Genomic DNA, 16,974 nt, shown 5'->3' on the forward strand with positions numbered 1-16,974 from the left:
GATGCACGCAGATTTGACAGATTAACGCAGATGGGAAAATGGTTACACGGATTAAACGGATTTTCCACGGATTAAACGGATTTTTTGTCAGAGCCCTTCGGGCGACATATGGGTAGAAATACGGCACTCAACCTCGAGAAAGCCCTCCGGGCGACATATGGATAGAAGAATGCCGACCATCACCAAAAAAGCCCTTGTGGCGACATGTGGATAGAGGAACCTCTCTTATTCGACATTCATAACTTCTTACTAAAAAATATCTTACGATCACTTTGTAAATTTTATATATTACAACATATAAAATTTACAATCTGCTTCTGTAACCAAACGACTGAACAAAATTCTCTTCGATATTTATTTTTCGGGAGGAGACAAGGTATGCTCCAAAGACACCGAGACCTCCTTCTATATTGGAGAAAATGACCTCATCGAGCCTTACAGAAAAGTCATCGAGATATCCCTCGGTCGAGCCGTAATAATTCCCGAGATTTTTATCCATAACCAGCACTTCAAGAACGGCATCCTGAATTACATAGGAATACTTGTCCTGATCACCTGCCGAAATCTCCGACATTATTTTGTTAATTGCAGCATACTCGTAGATTAAAATCTTGTCTCTTGTTACTCCCGGGTATAGAGGTTTTTGTGTACCTGACACATCGGCAAACTTGAGAGGTATCTCTTTTTTATATCCCTTCACCACACCGTTTTTATCAGTAGCGTAGTAGAGGACAAGCTTTGGAACATAAATATTATCCGGTGAACCCGACCACTGAATGGTAAGAGCTTTCTCCGATGGATTTTGGGTAATTGTGGAGATAAAATTCTTCGACAGCTTAAAATCCAGATCACGGGGAACAGCACACTTCGATTTAAGAACCTTACCGTCGGGCATAACAGCAGTCAGAGTGAGGGTATCATTCACACGGGCTTTCATCTGGTTCAGGACATAAATTGGTGCGGGAGCCCCAAACTTTTGTCCGATTGCTGTGGAGGTCGAATCCTTAAAAGTGTAGGTGTTATCGTAGAATTTTGAATAGATGGAAATGGTTGCACCCTGGATAAACGGAGAAACGGAATTTTCGTTGGGATTAAATCCCGGTACATCATAGGTTTTGGCGGCAATCGCGATCTGTTTGACAGAGTCACCTTTGATTACCAGATTGAGTATGTACTTTTCCTCGTAATTCTTTTTGGGATCGAAAGATGAATCACATCCCGTAAAGCAAAGAATTGCAGCCAGCAGAGTTAAACTAAAAGCGAGATTTTTCATATTTGCACCTTCAGGGAAAGGGATGGAAGGAAGGGGAGCATATCAACCCGTTCACCCGTTTTGTCGTCAAAATAGAAGATATTTCTTCTGTCATAAACATTTATAATGCTGAAATCGAGTGTGCAAGCCATAAAATAAATAAAAAGTGTTTTTGAGACTCCGATATCCATCCTGTGATAAACAGGGAATCGCTCGGAATTTACAAGACCGTAGAGGCTTTTAGGGTCATACTGCCCGAGAGCGAGCCACTGTGTCCAAAAATCATCTATTCTGAACCGGTCGAGGTATCCTGCAAGTGGAGTGTAGGGTCTTCCTGTCGAGAAATTCCAGGTGAGGTAAATATTCCAGCCGTCTCCCGGATTAAATCCGAGAATGGAATTGAGGGAATGTCGTGTATCATACCTTGGTGAGTATCTGGCACCATCCTTGAATTTATAAGCCCATCCGAGTGAGTAACCGGCTTTGAAGTAAAACATATCTGACTGCATTATCAGGTCTGCTTCAAAACCGTACGACTCCCCGTTCAACTGAATCAGATCAGGGTCTCCTGCGGTAAATTTACGGTCATTAAAATCGGTCAGGTTCCTTATATCTTTGTAGTATCCTTCGAGTTCGAGAACAATACCGGGAAGTGGAGCGATTTTCACTCCTGCAATGTAATGATAAGCCTCAGGAGTCGTGAGATAATCGGGCACAACAATCCAGGGCTCAAAAATGGAAAGGAGGTCGTTTTCATCAACCAGAGTGGTTACTTCCTGTGAATATTTGCCAAAAGAGGCTTTTACAGTGAGCCAGTCAGTCAGTTTGTAAGTGGATTTAATTCTGGGTTCGATAAATCCCGCGCGGTTTTTTGTCAGGGTAGTCATCAGAATTCGTGCGCCGACATCAAGCCCAAAATTTTCAAATGTCAGGAATTTATATTTCAAATAGATATTCATCGAGACACCACTCGACTCGAGTTTGGTTCTTGAGCCGCGCAGGTTTTCCTGATCGAGAGTTGAATTGAACACCGTGGTGTGAAGTCCGACTCCGAGCTCATCTCTCGAATCGAAGATATAAGTAAAATTCCATTTCGAAGAGAAATCTGTAACCGAATTTTTCCTGTCTTTCACATTACTAAGATTTGGAGTGACTGCTGCATCAAAAGATGAAAGGGAAAAAGTCATTTCGGAAAAAATCGGAGCAGCCCAAACCTGGTACCAGTTCAAACCGAAGACATTGTTTTTTAGGGAATAATCTTCTTTAACAGGGTTGTTGTTTTTAAGATCATCCTGACTCCCAAAGAGATGGAAGACAAATTTTGAGTTTTCAAGTATTTCAGGATTGCTGTAGTTTACCTTGAAGGAATAATCGTAAAAATCGAAAGGGGAAGTTTTGTTGTTCAGGAATTTTTTCAGAGTTTCAGTAAAATAGCTTTTTCTTCCGGTCAAAATAAAACTTCCGCCCGGTATTGGTCCCTCCACGAAAGCTTTTCCTGAGAGGAGAGATGCATTCAGGCCGGCGCTGAAGTGGTTCTTGTTGCCGTCTTTTGTGATAATATCGAGCACCGACGAGAGTCTTCCCCCGTGTTCGGCAGAGAAGCCCCCTTTGTGAAATTCGAGTGCAGAAGCGATTTCGGGATCGACAACGGAAAAGATGCCAAGAGCGTGGAACGGATTGTAAATGGTGGCACCATTCAGGAGAACAATATTCTGTTCATTGTCACTTCCTCTTACGAAATAACGGGCCGAAACATCACCCGTTGTGCTGACTCCTGCAGTATACTGCAGAGTCCGGAGAATATCGGCTTCCACTCCCTTTGGAAGAAGTTTTATTTCCTGGGCGGTAATTTTCTCGAGCCCAAGATCAGTAGCATTGGCTTCGACAGTTTTTTCGCCGTAAATGGTAAGGGTTTGGGTTGTGTATGAGGATGGAACCAGCTTCACATCTATTTGTGTGATTTTACCGGCGGGCAAATCGACCGAAATTTCCTTTGTTTTGTATCCGACCATAGAATAGATAATGGTCTGCTTGCCATCGGGTACTGAAGTGATGATGTAATATCCCGAAGTGTTGGTAGTGGCACCTGTCGTTGTACCCTTGATTACCACATTGGCGTAGATCACTGCCTCACCGTTTGTGGAATCGGAGACAAATCCTCTTAGAGTGGCTTTGTATGGTTCGGGGTTTGCTTGTGAAAAAATAAGAAATGAAGAGAACAGAAACAGAACAGGAAAAAATTTCAAACGGAAAACTCCTCTGTGAGAAACGGTAAACCGGTTGCGCTCTTTGGAAGGCAACCGGTTATTCAATAAAAAGACAAATTATTTCTCTAATATTAAGGAATTGGCAGATATTTTTTTGTAGAAATAATATTATCCTTTAATCATAATGAGCATCATTTTGGTTTTTTCGAGAGCGATTAACCCGTGAGGTACATTTGCAGGGAGTTTTATGATCGATCCTGTTTCGACAACGAAGGGTTCACCACCAATTTTGATTTCCATTTTCCCTTCGACTACATTAACAAGAGCATCAAATGGGGAAGTGTGCTCGGTCAGATTTTCATCTTTGTCGAAAGCGAACAGGGTGACATTTCCCGATGTGTTTTTTAACAGTTGTCTGCTTACAATCGATTTTTCTGAATAATTGATTAATTCGGAAAGATTTCCATTTATATCTATATTTAACATTTTATGCCTCAAATTACTGGATTATTGGATTACTGCATTATTGCATTATTGGATTACTGCATTCACTCAAACATCATGTCGAGTTTGTTTTTTGCCTCCGGTGACATCTTTTCGGGATTCCATTGTGGCTCCCAGACAAGATCGATAAATATTCTGTATTCGGGGAAACCTGTTTGGAGATTTCTCTCGACCCACTGAAGAATACTGTCGTGCATGGGGCAGCCGGGAGTGGTGAGGGTCATTCTGACAAGGATTACATCTTCCCTGATGATCACATCGTAGATCAGACCCAGTTCAACTATGTTCAAGTTGAGTTCAGGGTCAATTACATTTTCCAAAGATTTTAGAACGGCTTCATTGGATGGTATCAAGTCATCACCTTTTATAGATTGAAAGAATATTGTATGAAAAAAGGATAATCCCCGTGAAGTAGAAGGAAAATCCCGCCAAAATCAAGGATGGTAAGTTAATCAGAATTGCGATGACAATCAGAAGAATCGAAAAATTTGTGATGTAGTACTGCGTTTTTGAGAGATTCCTGTTATAAAGGTCTTTCAGCAAAGGGACATCCTTCAAACCGACTTGAGAACTGTAATAGTGGAACCAGATCAGGAACGGGATAATTTTGTACATCTGTCCAAGAATCAGTTGAGTGATGAAACCGAAAATCAGAATAAAACCATAAAGAACGGGAAAATTCAACTTCTGAACACTATCGTAATGTCCGAAAAAGAATGTCGCACTAAGCAGAACAGCAACAAGCAGGGCTGAATAGGCAAACATAGAAAATTTTATCCCGAGGTCGAGATTCTTCTTCATCCGCTTTTTGATTATCAAAATAATCTGAACAAAGAAAAGAATGAATCCCGCAGCAAGGAAGGGGACAAACACATAGTCACCCGCACTTCCGAAACCTGCAATTCTAAAAAGTGAAAAACCAAGAACGCCCGAATTGACGAGGATAAAAACTCCCCATGCCGGTTTTACAGAAAAGCCGTGGGACAGTGTAAACATAGGAATGAGTTTCAATGAGACACCGGCTATTACCATCCCAATCCACCCTGCTATTCCGATATGGGCATGAACGGTAAGGAGACTCAGATGATCACCCGGAATGAAGGGGATACCTAGATTGATGGCGAGAAGCAGGCCAAGCACCACCACGAGGAACAGATGGATATTTGATGCCATCAGAAAAAGTCCGGTAAGGTTGTTTTTCTTTCGCTTGCTAAGGGTGACTGCCATGTTAATGAGAAAAAGAACCACCGATATCACAATCAGTGATCCTCCCGATATCATCAGGGCACCGAATGAAAACACCCAAAATGAATAAACGAGCAAAATCATCCCCGATATATGGAAAGCATACTGCGCGAAAGCAAGTTTTTCCGAAAAGAGTTTCACCTTTAGAATTATGGAAATCAACTGGAATATTGCACCAAAAATAGTCAGGGCTATCCAGCCAAGAACGGTCATGTGAGTGATCGCAAGCAATTTTGGAGAGAAATGGTGTCCTGTGATCTCATCATAACTCAAAAGCAGCATAATACAAACCGCTATAAGAGAGACAATCGCTGAAATAAAATAAGTCGAAACAAGCCTGAACGAGGGTGAAAGTTTTGTTGCGAATCCCGGAACCATGCTAATCTTTCTTTGAGATAACTACTTTGTAATAATTGTCATTTATTTTAGTCGTAATAGCCTGAAAACCGATCTCATCAAGTTTCTCATAAAGCATCATTGGTTCTCTGTGGTGGTGAACGAGAAGGATTGTTTTTTCGTCAAGTTCTCTTACTTTGCCGAGTATTTTAATCATTGGCTCAGGGGGCTCAAGGTCTCTTACATCCATCTCGATCACATCGGGTCGCTCTGGTTCTTTTGATGTTGTTTTGTGCTCATCTTGCGATGCACTTAGCGTATCGCCAGACCTGAAAAAATAGATGTTGAAGACGGAATCAACAACTTCGGTATGGTGGTCGTAACCCCTTTTTGCAAGTACTGTGTACAAAGGCATTGGTTCAAAGGAATTGACGAGGTGAAAGACTTCTCCTTCTTTCAAAATGGAAATATGGTCCATTATCAGATGAAAAGGATCAACCCCACCTGCGAGAGTCTCTCTTACATCCAGTTTAAGCTTCGGAGAATTTGCGATAAATTCCACTAAATTCCCATTTATTTCATTTCCTGACATTCTAAACCTCAAAATTATTGGATTATTGGATTACTACATTATTGGATTATTGGATTTCCTGACCATCGCAAGCTTAATTTCGTCATCAAAGATATTTTTGATTTTTGTGATCGATTTTTCCTTCACCTCCTCAAGGTTGGTGTTCGAGAAAAGTTCATAAGCTGTCGCCCGAAGGTTGCTCCACTGGTGATGAACAGGACAGGGGTCATCCGGATTGCATTTATTGAATCCGAGGACACACATGTTGAAAACCTCGAGTCCGTCGAGGGCATTGATGATATCGATCATTTTGATCTGTGAAGCGGGAAGGGCAAGATTGAAGCCACCTCCATTTCCCCTTTTTGAATCAATCAGCTCCGATGTGGTAAGCTGTTGTAAGATTTTTCCCGTGAAATCTTTAGGGATGTTCAGGATACCCGAAATTTCTCCTGCAGATATTGTCGTTCCCGAGGGAAGCGTAGAGAGAAGCAGAACGGTCTGAAGTCCGTATTCACATTTCTTTGAGAAAATCATATTGGTCCTAAAAATCCTTCCTGTTGAATTTCAGAAGTGCGGCTGAAAGAGGCAACACAGTCCACAAACAGAGAGCAAAGGCAGAGATGATGGTTCCTGTTGCCGACTGGAAATACTCCTGAAAAATTGCACCTGTGTAGCCCATGAGTGCAGCAGAATCGAGGTGAATCAGGCAGAAAATTCTTGCGAGATCAATCGGGTTGAAAGAACTGATTATCAGCAGAGGGAGTTCGAGAGGCCAGTCGGCAAAGTAGATCGAGATTGCAAGAATGATCCCGTCATAGAGAAGGGCAAGCAAAAACCAGAGGGAAAGAGAGAGTCCAAAACCCTTTGCCTTGTCGTCCTGAAAAATTGCGATTAAGAAAGCTATCGCAAGAAAAATGAATGTGATAAATGCTCCCGTAACAAGAAGTGAACCGAGTGGTGCCGCCAATGCCATCGTAATATCAGAAAACAGGAGAAATGGAATCAGTATTCCGAGAAACTGAGCCAGAACAAGTGGAATGGAAACACCGAACCATATTCCTGTCACGAGGTTGATCCTGCGAACGGGTTGTGTAAGCATAAAGAGAATATATCCCTTGCTGTTGTAGTAGAAAGTGGTGCCATGCAGGAGTGTAAGCAAGGGAACAAACGAAACATTAATGCTCAGGATATTGGCTATTACTCCGGACGGTTCACTTGTGAAGTGAAAAATCAAAGATGTGAAAAGGAGGAAAAAGAGGAAATAGAAAATCACCAGTCTCGATCTGAGTACATCTCTTATCTGATATTTAAAAATCTTAATCATATCGTGCATGGTACAAATCCCTTTGTCATGATACTTGCCACGGCTCTCTCAAGGCTGGGTGTATCGTTCAAAATTTTCAGATTGTCGATGCTGCCGCTGTACCTGACCTTCCCCTCGAGAAGAAAAATTACCTGATCTGCCAGTTCATCCACCTCGGGCATAATGTGTGAAGTGAGTATTACAGTTGTTCCTGACCGGTGAACCTGCCGGATTTTATCTTTCAGTATACCTGATGCTACCGGATCAAGGGATGAAGTAGGTTCGTCGAGAATCAACAGTTCCGGTTTGAACATGAATGCAATGGCTGCGGAAAGTTTCTGAAGCGTACCACCTGAAAGCTGCTTTATCTGTTTGTTTTGATGCTCTTCCAGTCCGAACTTTTCGTAGAGTTCAAGGTCGTAATCTTCAATATCGCTTCTAAGATCTTTCAACAGTCTGATTGACTCTTTTACCATAAGATTTGCAGGAAAACCGTGATTCTGCGGAAGATAACCGATCTTTTTTCTGTAGTCTGTGTTGTTCTTAACAGAGGTGCCCTCAAAAAGAATGGAACCACCATTCGGGATGACAAGTCCGAGAATCGATTTCAGAAGGGTGGTTTTCCCCGAACCGTTTGGACCAACAATGGCAGTTACACTTCTTTTTTCGATCTCGAGTGTGACATCGGAAAGAGCGGTCTGCTTTTTGTAAAACTTTGAAAGTCCAATGGTTTTTATCATGTCAAACTCCTCATCCGCGGTTTTTCATCAATAAGCTGCTTCGGTGTAAGTGATGGGAATACCCTTTCCGCGAAATCGAGCAGTCGTGTAAAGAGACCCCTCATCAGAATAAGTGCAGGTTTATACTCTGTCACAATCACCGAAAAAAGAGAAACAGGGTGATACGGGACATCACCAAAGCCATCCTTGTTTATGTCATAGCCGCTGTAGTTGTCCCAGTAATTGCCTGAAAATTTGTTGAAATTTTGTCGGGAATTTGTGGCGACATCAAAATTATTGGAATAGAAATTGTTCCCTGTGAATTCATTGTCCATCGAATTTGCCATCAACTCAATAGCCCAGCCGTTGTTTACAAAGATGTTGTTCTCAATCTTTGACCTGCCGGATGCCTCAAGATAGATACCTTTTGTATTTCCTGAAAAAGTATTTTTACGGATCGTTGAAAAGTTGATATCTTTGAGTAACAAACCGTAAGAAGCCGGTCCCTTGTTGTCGAAAAAGATGTTTTCTGTCATTTCGATGCGTGAGGAATACATGACTGCCACTCCTGCACCATTCTCAGAGAACCTGTTTTTATAGTATCTGCTGCTGTCAGAGAACATGAAGTGAAGCCCGTATCGAAGGTTTCTCTTTGCGGAGTTGCCTTCGATTTGGTTGTTTTTACTGAATTCGAGATAAATTCCATCCCTGTGACCCGAGATCGTATTGCCGGAAATGGTGGTAAAGTTACAATTCCACAAATGAATGCCGTTCCCTGAATTGGTCTCCTGCTTTGCAAATGAGAGAATTTTATTTCCGGATAGAGTAATTCTGCCTGTTTTTTGTAAATAGATGCCAAAAAAGTTGTTGTAAAGGTCGTTTGAGACAATTGAGCAGTCACTCACTTCTTCCAAACGAATAGCAGCGTTTTCGAATTTGTAATTGACTTCTGAATTGATCAGCTTTAGACCTTTTATGGTAACATTGTTGGCTCTGACGAAGAAAATCGAACCCTTGCCACCCGCATCAATGACCGGCAGATTCTCTCCAATTATCACCACTTTGCGGGATATAATTACATTTCGCAAGTGATATACTCCTTTTTTTATCACGATTGTATCCGCTTTTGTTTTGGAGAGAGCCGACTCAAGACTCATTCCATTCTCCTTCGATACAACAATCGAGGAAGCGTTTATAACAACGGAAACAGTTAAAAAAAGGAGTAACCGGATCATTTTATTTCAGCTCTTTCAGGAGTTTTGTCCAGTTGTAGTGAACAGCATTTTTATCCTTGACGGTGCCGATTGCTTTTTCATGGGATCTGAAGACAGCGAGATGCGCACCCATCGGACTCTTTATTTCATTACTGACGATGAACATTCCGGTTCTTGCATCAAAGAGTTTGTCGGGTTCGATCATTGATGTGACAAAAACGGCACTTTCTTTATCATCATAATTACCCGGCATTTGACAATATCCGACAAGACATTCAATGGAATCAAATTTGAATACCTTTCCCTTTGGGGAGATAAGTTCACTTCCGAATCTGTGATCGGTAATCAACATTTGGCAGAAAGCACAGTTGTCTTTTCCGTAGTTGATTGGTTCAGGATCTTTTCCCGAGCAGCCCGAAACAACGAGTGAAATTAGAGCGAGGAGGAATGTTGCGTATTTCATTTTAGTTTGCCTTTTCTTTCTGAATAAATAACAAATGCAAACATAATCAAAGGGATTGCGATAAAAAGAGAACCAATCCAGGGAAGGGATGTGGCGTTGATGTTGAGTAGCTGTTTGCTGCCAAGTAACGGTGGCTGGTAGCTCATACCCGGCACTTTAATGGGTGCATTGGGATTCAAATCATGTCCGTAATCGTATTCCCACATATAAAAATCGTACATGCCTGCCAAACCCAGCAGAATAATGGCTATCGACAGAAAAAGAAGTGCTTTCGAACCGCCTTTCCATGCAACCAGGAGTCCTGAAAATGTGAGTATAACTATTATGTAAGGCATTATCCTGAGTTCAGGGATAGACTCTTCATCTATGGTTTTCATCCCGATGTAGTGATTTAATCCGTTCAGGGTGTTCAGATCGTTTGGTCCCTCGCCTGTGATTTTATTTATCCAGATGTATAGCCCCATTCCTTCAGGATACTGAGGTGCCTGAATATCTATCTTCCAGATTGGGAAAAGGAATGTTCCAAGAAGAAGAAGTGAGGCAAAGGCTGATAAATATTTTGATTTCGTTTTCATTGTTATGTCTTAAATAGTTTGGGAGGAGTCAAATAATCAGGTCAGGTGACTCCTCCCGGAGAAGTTTATTTTCCTGTTCCAAATGCCAGAGGTACATTCGAACCCTGAGGCGAAACCCTGGCATATCCCGACATTTCCTGATGGAGAGCCGAGCAAAAATCAGAGCAGTAGAACGGATATATTCCCGGTTGTTTTGGCTCCCACAGTATGGTTCTTGTCTCTCCCGGCATCACAAGGAGTTCGGAATTTGTCATCCCTTTGATGGCAAAACCATGGGGGACATCCCAGTCCTGTTCGAGGTTCGTTACATGGAAATAAACTTTGTCGCCAACTTTGATACCCTCGATGTTATCAGGATTGAAGTGGCTTCTGGAAGCTGTCATGTAAACTCTGACAATATTTCCTTCCCTGACGACTTTGGCATTTTTTTCCGATTTTGTAGCGTAGGGGTTGCCATTGTCCTCGTTTTTGTAAATTTTCATGAAGTCTTTTCTCAGGATCGAGGCTTCAATTCCCTGTGCATAGTGGGGTTCACCTGTGGTAGGGAAGTCGAGCAAAAGTTTCATCTTGTCACCACTTATGTCGATTAGTTGAGCCGACTGGGTAAGCGAAGGTCCCGTGGGGAGATATCTGTCCTTGGTGATTTTATTGAGGGCAATAAGATATTTTCCGAACGGTTTTTTTGTATCTCCACCCATCACAAGGAGATGTCCTATTGAATAATAAACGGGGATGCGATCAACCACTTCCCATGTACCAAGTTTCCATTTCACCACTTCAGAGGAGATAAATGCGGAAGTGTAGGCAAATCCTTTGTCATCAAACTCGGTGTGTAGAGGTCCCAAACCCGGGTTTTTCACTTCACCTGCGTTGATGTCGGCATATTTCAGAACAGGAATACCGTTGATGTCACCGTCAAACTTTTTATTGTTGATGGCATCCATCATTTTGGTGAAGGAATGAACGGGGAGAACTGTGGCGAGTTTACCACCCGCTACGATATATTCACCAGTTGGATCGACATCAACTCCGTGAGGTGATTTTGGAGTCGGCAGAAAGTAGATCATTCCGGGACAGTCTTTTGGGTCGAGAATTTTCACTGTCTTTATGTTTTCCGACTTGGCAACTCTTGTTTTTTCATCGACAAAATTGTGGTAGTAGTCAGCGGGCATATCTTTGGCTTTTCCTGCTTTCAGATACTCTTCTGCTTTTTTCCAGTTTACGGCTGCAATAAAATCCTTGTCATTTTTTGAAGCATTGATTTCGAGCAGAGTGTTTGCCTGTTCAGAATTGTAGGAAGTGAAGAAAGCCCAACCGTGTGAAGGGCCTTTTCCCGCACGGGCGAGATCGTAGTTGAATCCGGGTGCAAGAATTTGAAATTCAAGATTCATTCTTCCGTTTTCCGGTGCCACTTTAATAAATGAGATGGTTCCTTTGAAGTTTTCTTTGTAGGACTTTATGTCCACATCTTCATTTGGGATGGGGAGGGAAAATCGTGTTGATGCCACCACATATTCAGAATTTTCAGTGGTAAATGGTGAACCATGGTTGCCTGCTGAGTTCGGAATTTCAATTATTTCGGCAGTTTCAAAGTCTTTAAGGTCGAGTCTGGCTATTCTTGGGGTGTTGTTTGCATTGATGAAGAGCCACTTGCCGTCAGCCATTCCCTCTTTTTGTGAGAGCGATGGGTGGTGGGCATCATCCCATGGAATAAATCCATGAGAAGTGTTCAACATTGCTTTGGTTTCTTCCGAATAACCATAACCTGTCTCGGGATTCTGGGAAAAAACGGGAATGATTTTGAACAATCTTCCCGAAGGGATTCCGTAAACTGAGACCTGACCGCTAAACCCGCCCGACATGAAAGTATAAAATTCATCATACTCTCCGGGCTTTACATAAACACGCTGAGGGGCATCGCCTGTATCGAGAGCTGACGAGGATTTCCCGCATCCGGTAATCAGTATCACCGGGAGGATAAATGCTGCAACCAGCAAAAATTGGATCATCTTTTTCATGATATTGCCTTCGGTTAAGTTTATTTGGGTTTGTTTACTGATCTGAAATATTCCAGTACTGCCAAGGCATCATCTTTTGTAAGATTTTGTGAAGGCATTTGTGTCATGTATTGTGCAAGCATCTTCTGAGCTTCAGGATGTTTTTTCAACATCTCTTCGGGATTCAACATCATGTTTACGATGTATTCGGGAGATCTTCTGCTCGTCACATCCCGCTGGGGAGGACCTGTGTATTTTTCATCGAGTTTGTGGCAGGCAGAGCACTTTTCATTGAAAATCTTTTCACCTTTTGAAGCTTTTGCAAGGTCGATTTCTCCCAGGGTGAGCTTCTCTTTGACGGGACCAATCCCATTCTCGAGTTCGAAATCCGAGAGGCCAGAGGTGTTTGCAGCAACCTGTTCTTCACTTCCCGCAGCATTTGATTTCTTTTTAGCCTGCGAATCTCCGCCTCCACAGCCGGCGATTCCTGCAACTATTACCATAAACATTACGAAAAAGAATACTGAATAAATTGATTTGATAGACATGTTGTCTCCTTTATGAAAACGGATAAAAAAGTCTGATTATACTTCAAAATTTTTTCAAACAGATCAGGTAAAGAAGGAAATCGACAAAATCTGAAATTGATTTCTCATTTTTTGAGCTGTTTTCAAAGAATCTCCTGTTGAATTTATAATCAGATAAAAAAGTCTGATTCAAATATAGGGTTTTTCCTAACCAATGTCAAGGATTTTTTTAAATATTTTTTGGCAGGGGATTATTGGATTACTGCATTATTGCATTACTGCATTAAAAAATGGAACATAATTCAGGATTTTTCCGTAAAATACGACAGACAATTTAATAACCTTTGAGGAACAAAATGTTCATCACACTTTTAATCTTTAACTTTCTCGTCAGCTTCCTAACCTGTGCTATCATTGCATATGCATTCAGGAAACCATTGGATACCATTTTCAACCGTTTGGTGAAGGAAGACATATACATAGCATGGAGCAGGTACATTCTTTTCACAATATTTGTTGTGGGAATCTCGGGCGGAGTGCGAATCTGGGATCTGGAAAAATACCTGAACACAAACGAAAAAACAGGTGCGTACACCTATTTGTTGACAGATGAGAGATGGGCACTCGAGATTTACAGAGCCATCATGGGTACTCTCGAGGCGAACGCCTGGATGCTTCTATTTGTATTTCTTTTTGGACTTGTAGCTTATGTAATCATCAGATTCACAGAGAGCAATCAGGAAAACAAAGAAAAACAGTTAAAAGCTTTTATGAGAGATAAGGAAGTCTAAATCCTCTTTATTTCAAAAGAGTAGCTTTTATTGTCTTCGTTTCGGCTCCTGCCGTTACTCTTACAAGATATACGCCTGAAGCCATACCATTTGGTGCGAATTCGATTGTATGGCTTCCCGGTTCCTGGGTATCGGAAAGCAGTCGCTTTACAAAATTTCCTCTGATGTCGTAAACCGACACATCGACAAAAGCCTGTCTGGCTATAGTGTAGTTGATTGTTGTCGAAGGATTAAATGGATTGGGGAAATTTTGATACAAATTGAATGAACCCGGATTTTCCGATTCATTTTCGATGCCTGACGGACTGGTCTGAAGTTTAATAATCATTGATCCCTTTCCCGCCAGTTCACCCGGAATCGCAAAACCTGCAAAACCTCCCTGAAAATTAACTGTAACCTGACCAAGACTTGCTCCAGACTCGAGATCATAAACGAAGAAATTTCCCGGATCAAGGTTAGACTGGTTCATTGAGACAGTAAAATTGGCGACGGGGAAATCGCTGAAATTGTGAATCACATACACAACCTCATTATCGAGGTCTCTTCCGAATGAATAAATATTTGCATTTGATGAAGTGCCGGCGCGGTATCCACCTCTGCGAAGGGCTTCCTCTTTGTTGCGAAGATGAATCAGATTTCTGTAGCGACTCAGAATTGAACCCGGATCGCCTGACATGGTCTGAATATTATTTGTGGTGTAGGGTGTTCCAAGAGCATACCAGGGAGTGCCCGTTGTGAATCCGCCGTTTGTCCCCGGTGTCCAGGGCATGGGCCGTCTTTTATTCTGATCCTGACCATATCCATTCATGCCGATCTCTTCACCGTAATAAATAAACGGAATTCCCGGAAGTGTAAGATACACTGATGCGGCAAGTTTCATCCATTTCTCATTTTGATTGAGGATCCCGTAAACCCTGTCCTGATCGTGATTGCTAAGAAATGTGGCGTACTGCAACGGCTGATACGATGAAACCACGGATGACACTTTGTTTGCGAGTCCGGCCGGGGCAGAATTTTTTACGGCATTGATGATTGCAGATGCAAGATCAAATTCAAAGCACGCGTCAAGTCGCGTACCGTTTGAGTAGGGTACCACCTGTGCAGTTGAAGACCACACTTCGCCTACCACAAACGCATTCGGATCTACACTTTTATAGTAAGTCCTGAACTCCTGCAGAAACGAAAATGTTGCCGGCACATGTTCCATTATCTGACCGTTTTCAAAAAGGTGTTTTATGGCGTCAAGTCTGAATCCGTCAACATTCAGAGTATCGAGCCAGTAACGGACGATGTTAAACATATCATTCTTAACGGGCGCGTAGCTGTAGTCGAGGTCGGGCATTCCGCTGGAGAACATCCCAAAATAGTAGTTGCTGTTGAATGGATGCCAAACGGTCTGTCCCCAGGTTCCTGTGTAACCGGGATTCGTGTTTCGCCAGATATAATAGTTCCTATAAGGCGAGGAAGGATCGGTTGAAGCGGCGAACCATGGATTTTGTCTTGAAGTGTGGTTCATAACCAGATCGATAATTACTTTTATTCCCCGTTGGTGTGCTTTTACAAGAAATTCCTTGAAATCGTTCATTGTTCCGTAGTCTGAAGCAATTCCTCTGTAGTCATTCACATCGTAACCGTGATAACTTGGAGATGGATTTATCGGCATAAGCCATATACCCGTGATTCCAAGATCGGTTTTTGTGTTCGGGTCGCCATCGTTCAGATAATCCAGTTTTTGTATCAATCCCCGGAAATCTCCCTTGCCATCTCCGTTTGCATCATAGAAACTTCTTACGAAAATTTCATAAAACACTGCATCGTTCCACCAGTTTCCGGGTGTTTGTGATCGGAGTGTTGCAGGTAGAAAAAGAAGTGAAAGCAGGAAGAGAATTTTAAGGAATTTTAAGGATTTCATTTTAGTGCCAAGGTTCAAAAAATATCGACTGCATAAATACTAAATTTCTACACTATATAAAAGGTGAAATGGTTAGTTTTGCAATTTGGAATAATTGAAGTGCAATGAAAAAACATCTCCGTTCCGACAGTAAAGTTTTCCCGTTTCTCTCCCTTATTGTTTTGGCAGTGATTTGGGGCAGTTCTTTCATTTTGATGAAAAGGGGACTTGAGGCTTATTCGCCCATTCAGGTGGGAGCGCTGAGGGTTGTTCTCTCTGCTTTGGTGTTGTTGCCTGTTGCCTGGAAACATCATCACCAGTTTCTCAGAAAATACTGGAAGCACTTCCTCTTTTTCGCTTGTGTGACCAATCTCCTGCCGGCAATCCTTTTTGCACAGGCACAATCGCAGATATCCAGTTCGCTCGCTGGAATTCTTAACAGCATGACTCCGATTTTCACATTTGGAATTGGAATCATTTTTTTCGCTTCGCCATTCAAAGTAAATCAGGCAGCAGGACTGATAATGGGAATTGCAGGCTCTGTGATGTTGATTCTTTTCAGTGGCGGCGGACTCGGTAATATTAACTATTACGCTCTATTTGTCGTATTGGCAACCATGTTTTATGGTATGGGAAACAACTTTCTCAGGAAGCACTTTATGGGAATTCCACCCGTTGCTTTGACTGCAGTTTCTTTTTTAACCGTTCTTCCCGTCGCATTCACAATCCTGGTATTAGCAGGATTTTTCGGGACAGTTACAACGCATCCTTTGGCGATGCAATCCCTCGGATATATCTTTATCCTTGCAATCGTCGGAACCGCCATGTCGCTCATTCTGTTCAACAAACTGATTCAAACAACCTCAGCGGTTTTTGCATCAACCGTTACTTACCTGATACCGATTGTTGCCGTAGCGTGGGGCTTGCTTGATGGTGAGACCATCTCAATAATGCACATTGGAGGATTGATACTTATCATCTCGGGTATATGGTTTGTAAGTAAGGGATGAAATTGAGAGGGCTGGATTTTGAGGGTTGAATACTTGAGGGCTGAAGGCTGAATTTTTGAAGACAGAGGATTGAATTTTTTAGGATGCAGATCCGCCACTGCGGACCCGGTACACGCAGATTTCACAGATTTGCGCGGAGAGGGTTGAATTGTAACACGGATTCCACAGATTTAACACGGATTCCACGGAAGATGAACAAACCCTGATTTTGGAAAAGGAGCGACAATCGTCTCGATTGTCCTAACGACAAGTGATACCCCTCGTCGACATATTTTTGAACACGATAATCAAGATGAAAAATGATGGAAAGGATAATACCCTCGTAGCGGGGTTACAGGTTCGCAGAGAAATTTGTTATATTCGTATAAG

At 42.1% G+C, this 16,974-nt stretch carries 17 protein-coding genes; 2 read left to right on the forward strand and 15 right to left on the reverse strand.

Translation table 11 applies throughout. The annotated features are described in order from the left end of the window. Positions 1 to 304: 304 nt before the first annotated feature. The 14 genes from J0L60_04760 to J0L60_04825 form a co-directional block, all read right to left on the reverse strand. Complete coding sequence (locus J0L60_04760; GenBank protein ID MBN8545427.1) at positions 305 to 1,273, reverse strand: DUF4249 family protein; 969 nt, start codon at positions 1,271 to 1,273, stop codon at positions 305 to 307. Beyond that, a complete protein-coding gene (locus J0L60_04765; GenBank protein MBN8545428.1) occupies positions 1,270 to 3,498 on the reverse strand; it encodes a TonB-dependent receptor in 2,229 nt (742 codons plus the stop codon). Before J0L60_04765 ends, J0L60_04760 begins: the two co-directional genes overlap by 4 nt. A gap of 129 nt (positions 3,499 to 3,627) precedes the next feature. Then, positions 3,628 to 3,945 (reverse strand): cupin domain-containing protein, encoded by a 318-nt coding sequence (locus J0L60_04770; protein ID MBN8545429.1) that lies wholly within the window; start codon positions 3,943 to 3,945, stop codon positions 3,628 to 3,630. Between the two features lie 62 nt (positions 3,946 to 4,007). Then, complete coding sequence (locus J0L60_04775; GenBank protein MBN8545430.1) at positions 4,008 to 4,313, reverse strand: metal-sulfur cluster assembly factor; 306 nt, start codon at positions 4,311 to 4,313, stop codon at positions 4,008 to 4,010. Positions 4,314 to 4,320: 7 nt separating this feature from the next. Next, positions 4,321 to 5,586, reverse strand: a complete 1,266-nt coding sequence (locus J0L60_04780) for a hypothetical protein (GenBank protein ID MBN8545431.1) — start codon at positions 5,584 to 5,586, stop codon at positions 4,321 to 4,323. Between the two features lies 1 nt (position 5,587). Continuing rightward, positions 5,588 to 6,136, reverse strand: coding sequence for a DUF2249 domain-containing protein (locus J0L60_04785; GenBank protein ID MBN8545432.1), 549 nt, complete (start codon positions 6,134 to 6,136; stop codon positions 5,588 to 5,590). Positions 6,137 to 6,169: 33 nt separating this feature from the next. Further along, the gene (locus tag J0L60_04790) at positions 6,170 to 6,649 is read right to left on the reverse strand and encodes an Rrf2 family transcriptional regulator (GenBank protein ID MBN8545433.1); all 480 of its coding nucleotides are present in this window, start codon (positions 6,647 to 6,649) and stop codon (positions 6,170 to 6,172) included. A 7-nt stretch (positions 6,650 to 6,656) separates the two neighbouring features. Beyond that, the gene (locus J0L60_04795; protein MBN8545434.1) at positions 6,657 to 7,448 is read right to left on the reverse strand and encodes an ABC transporter permease subunit; all 792 of its coding nucleotides are present in this window, start codon (positions 7,446 to 7,448) and stop codon (positions 6,657 to 6,659) included. After that, positions 7,436 to 8,158: an ABC transporter ATP-binding protein gene (locus J0L60_04800; GenBank protein MBN8545435.1), complete on the reverse strand. Its 723-nt coding sequence runs from the start codon at positions 8,156 to 8,158 to the stop codon at positions 7,436 to 7,438. Before J0L60_04800 ends, J0L60_04795 begins: the two co-directional genes overlap by 13 nt. Next, the gene (locus tag J0L60_04805; GenBank protein ID MBN8545436.1) at positions 8,155 to 9,372 is read right to left on the reverse strand and encodes a nitrous oxide reductase family maturation protein NosD; all 1,218 of its coding nucleotides are present in this window, start codon (positions 9,370 to 9,372) and stop codon (positions 8,155 to 8,157) included. The genes J0L60_04800 and J0L60_04805 overlap by 4 nt, the downstream gene beginning before the upstream one ends. Position 9,373: 1 nt before the next feature. After that, positions 9,374 to 9,814 (reverse strand): nitrous oxide reductase accessory protein NosL, encoded by a 441-nt coding sequence (locus J0L60_04810; GenBank protein MBN8545437.1) that lies wholly within the window; start codon positions 9,812 to 9,814, stop codon positions 9,374 to 9,376. After that, positions 9,811 to 10,389, reverse strand: a complete 579-nt coding sequence (locus J0L60_04815; protein MBN8545438.1) for a hypothetical protein — start codon at positions 10,387 to 10,389, stop codon at positions 9,811 to 9,813. Before J0L60_04815 ends, J0L60_04810 begins: the two co-directional genes overlap by 4 nt. Positions 10,390 to 10,454: 65 nt before the next feature. After that, complete coding sequence (gene nosZ, locus J0L60_04820) at positions 10,455 to 12,407, reverse strand: Sec-dependent nitrous-oxide reductase (GenBank protein ID MBN8545439.1); 1,953 nt, start codon at positions 12,405 to 12,407, stop codon at positions 10,455 to 10,457. A 20-nt stretch (positions 12,408 to 12,427) separates the two neighbouring features. Continuing rightward, positions 12,428 to 12,934, reverse strand: a complete 507-nt coding sequence (locus J0L60_04825; protein MBN8545440.1) for a cytochrome c — start codon at positions 12,932 to 12,934, stop codon at positions 12,428 to 12,430. A 335-nt stretch (positions 12,935 to 13,269) separates the two neighbouring features. Here J0L60_04825 and J0L60_04830 point away from each other — a divergent pair, with 335 nt between their 5' ends. Next, entirely contained in the window at positions 13,270 to 13,704 is a 435-nt protein-coding gene (locus tag J0L60_04830; protein ID MBN8545441.1) for a hypothetical protein, read from the forward strand. 7 nt (positions 13,705 to 13,711) lie between these two features. Here the strand turns inward: J0L60_04830 and J0L60_04835 are convergent, their stop codons facing one another. Beyond that, on the reverse strand, positions 13,712 to 15,616 hold the full coding sequence (locus J0L60_04835; GenBank protein ID MBN8545442.1) for a T9SS type A sorting domain-containing protein: 1,905 nt from the start codon (positions 15,614 to 15,616) through the stop codon (positions 13,712 to 13,714). A gap of 104 nt (positions 15,617 to 15,720) precedes the next feature. Here J0L60_04835 and J0L60_04840 point away from each other — a divergent pair, with 104 nt between their 5' ends. After that, the gene (locus J0L60_04840; GenBank protein ID MBN8545443.1) at positions 15,721 to 16,605 is read left to right on the forward strand and encodes a DMT family transporter; all 885 of its coding nucleotides are present in this window, start codon (positions 15,721 to 15,723) and stop codon (positions 16,603 to 16,605) included. Positions 16,606 to 16,974 lie beyond the last annotated feature (369 nt).

The sequence above is a fragment of the Ignavibacteria bacterium genome (assembly GCA_017302895.1).
In the GTDB taxonomy this organism is placed as follows: Bacteria; Bacteroidota; Ignavibacteria; order Ignavibacteriales; family Ignavibacteriaceae; genus UTCHB3.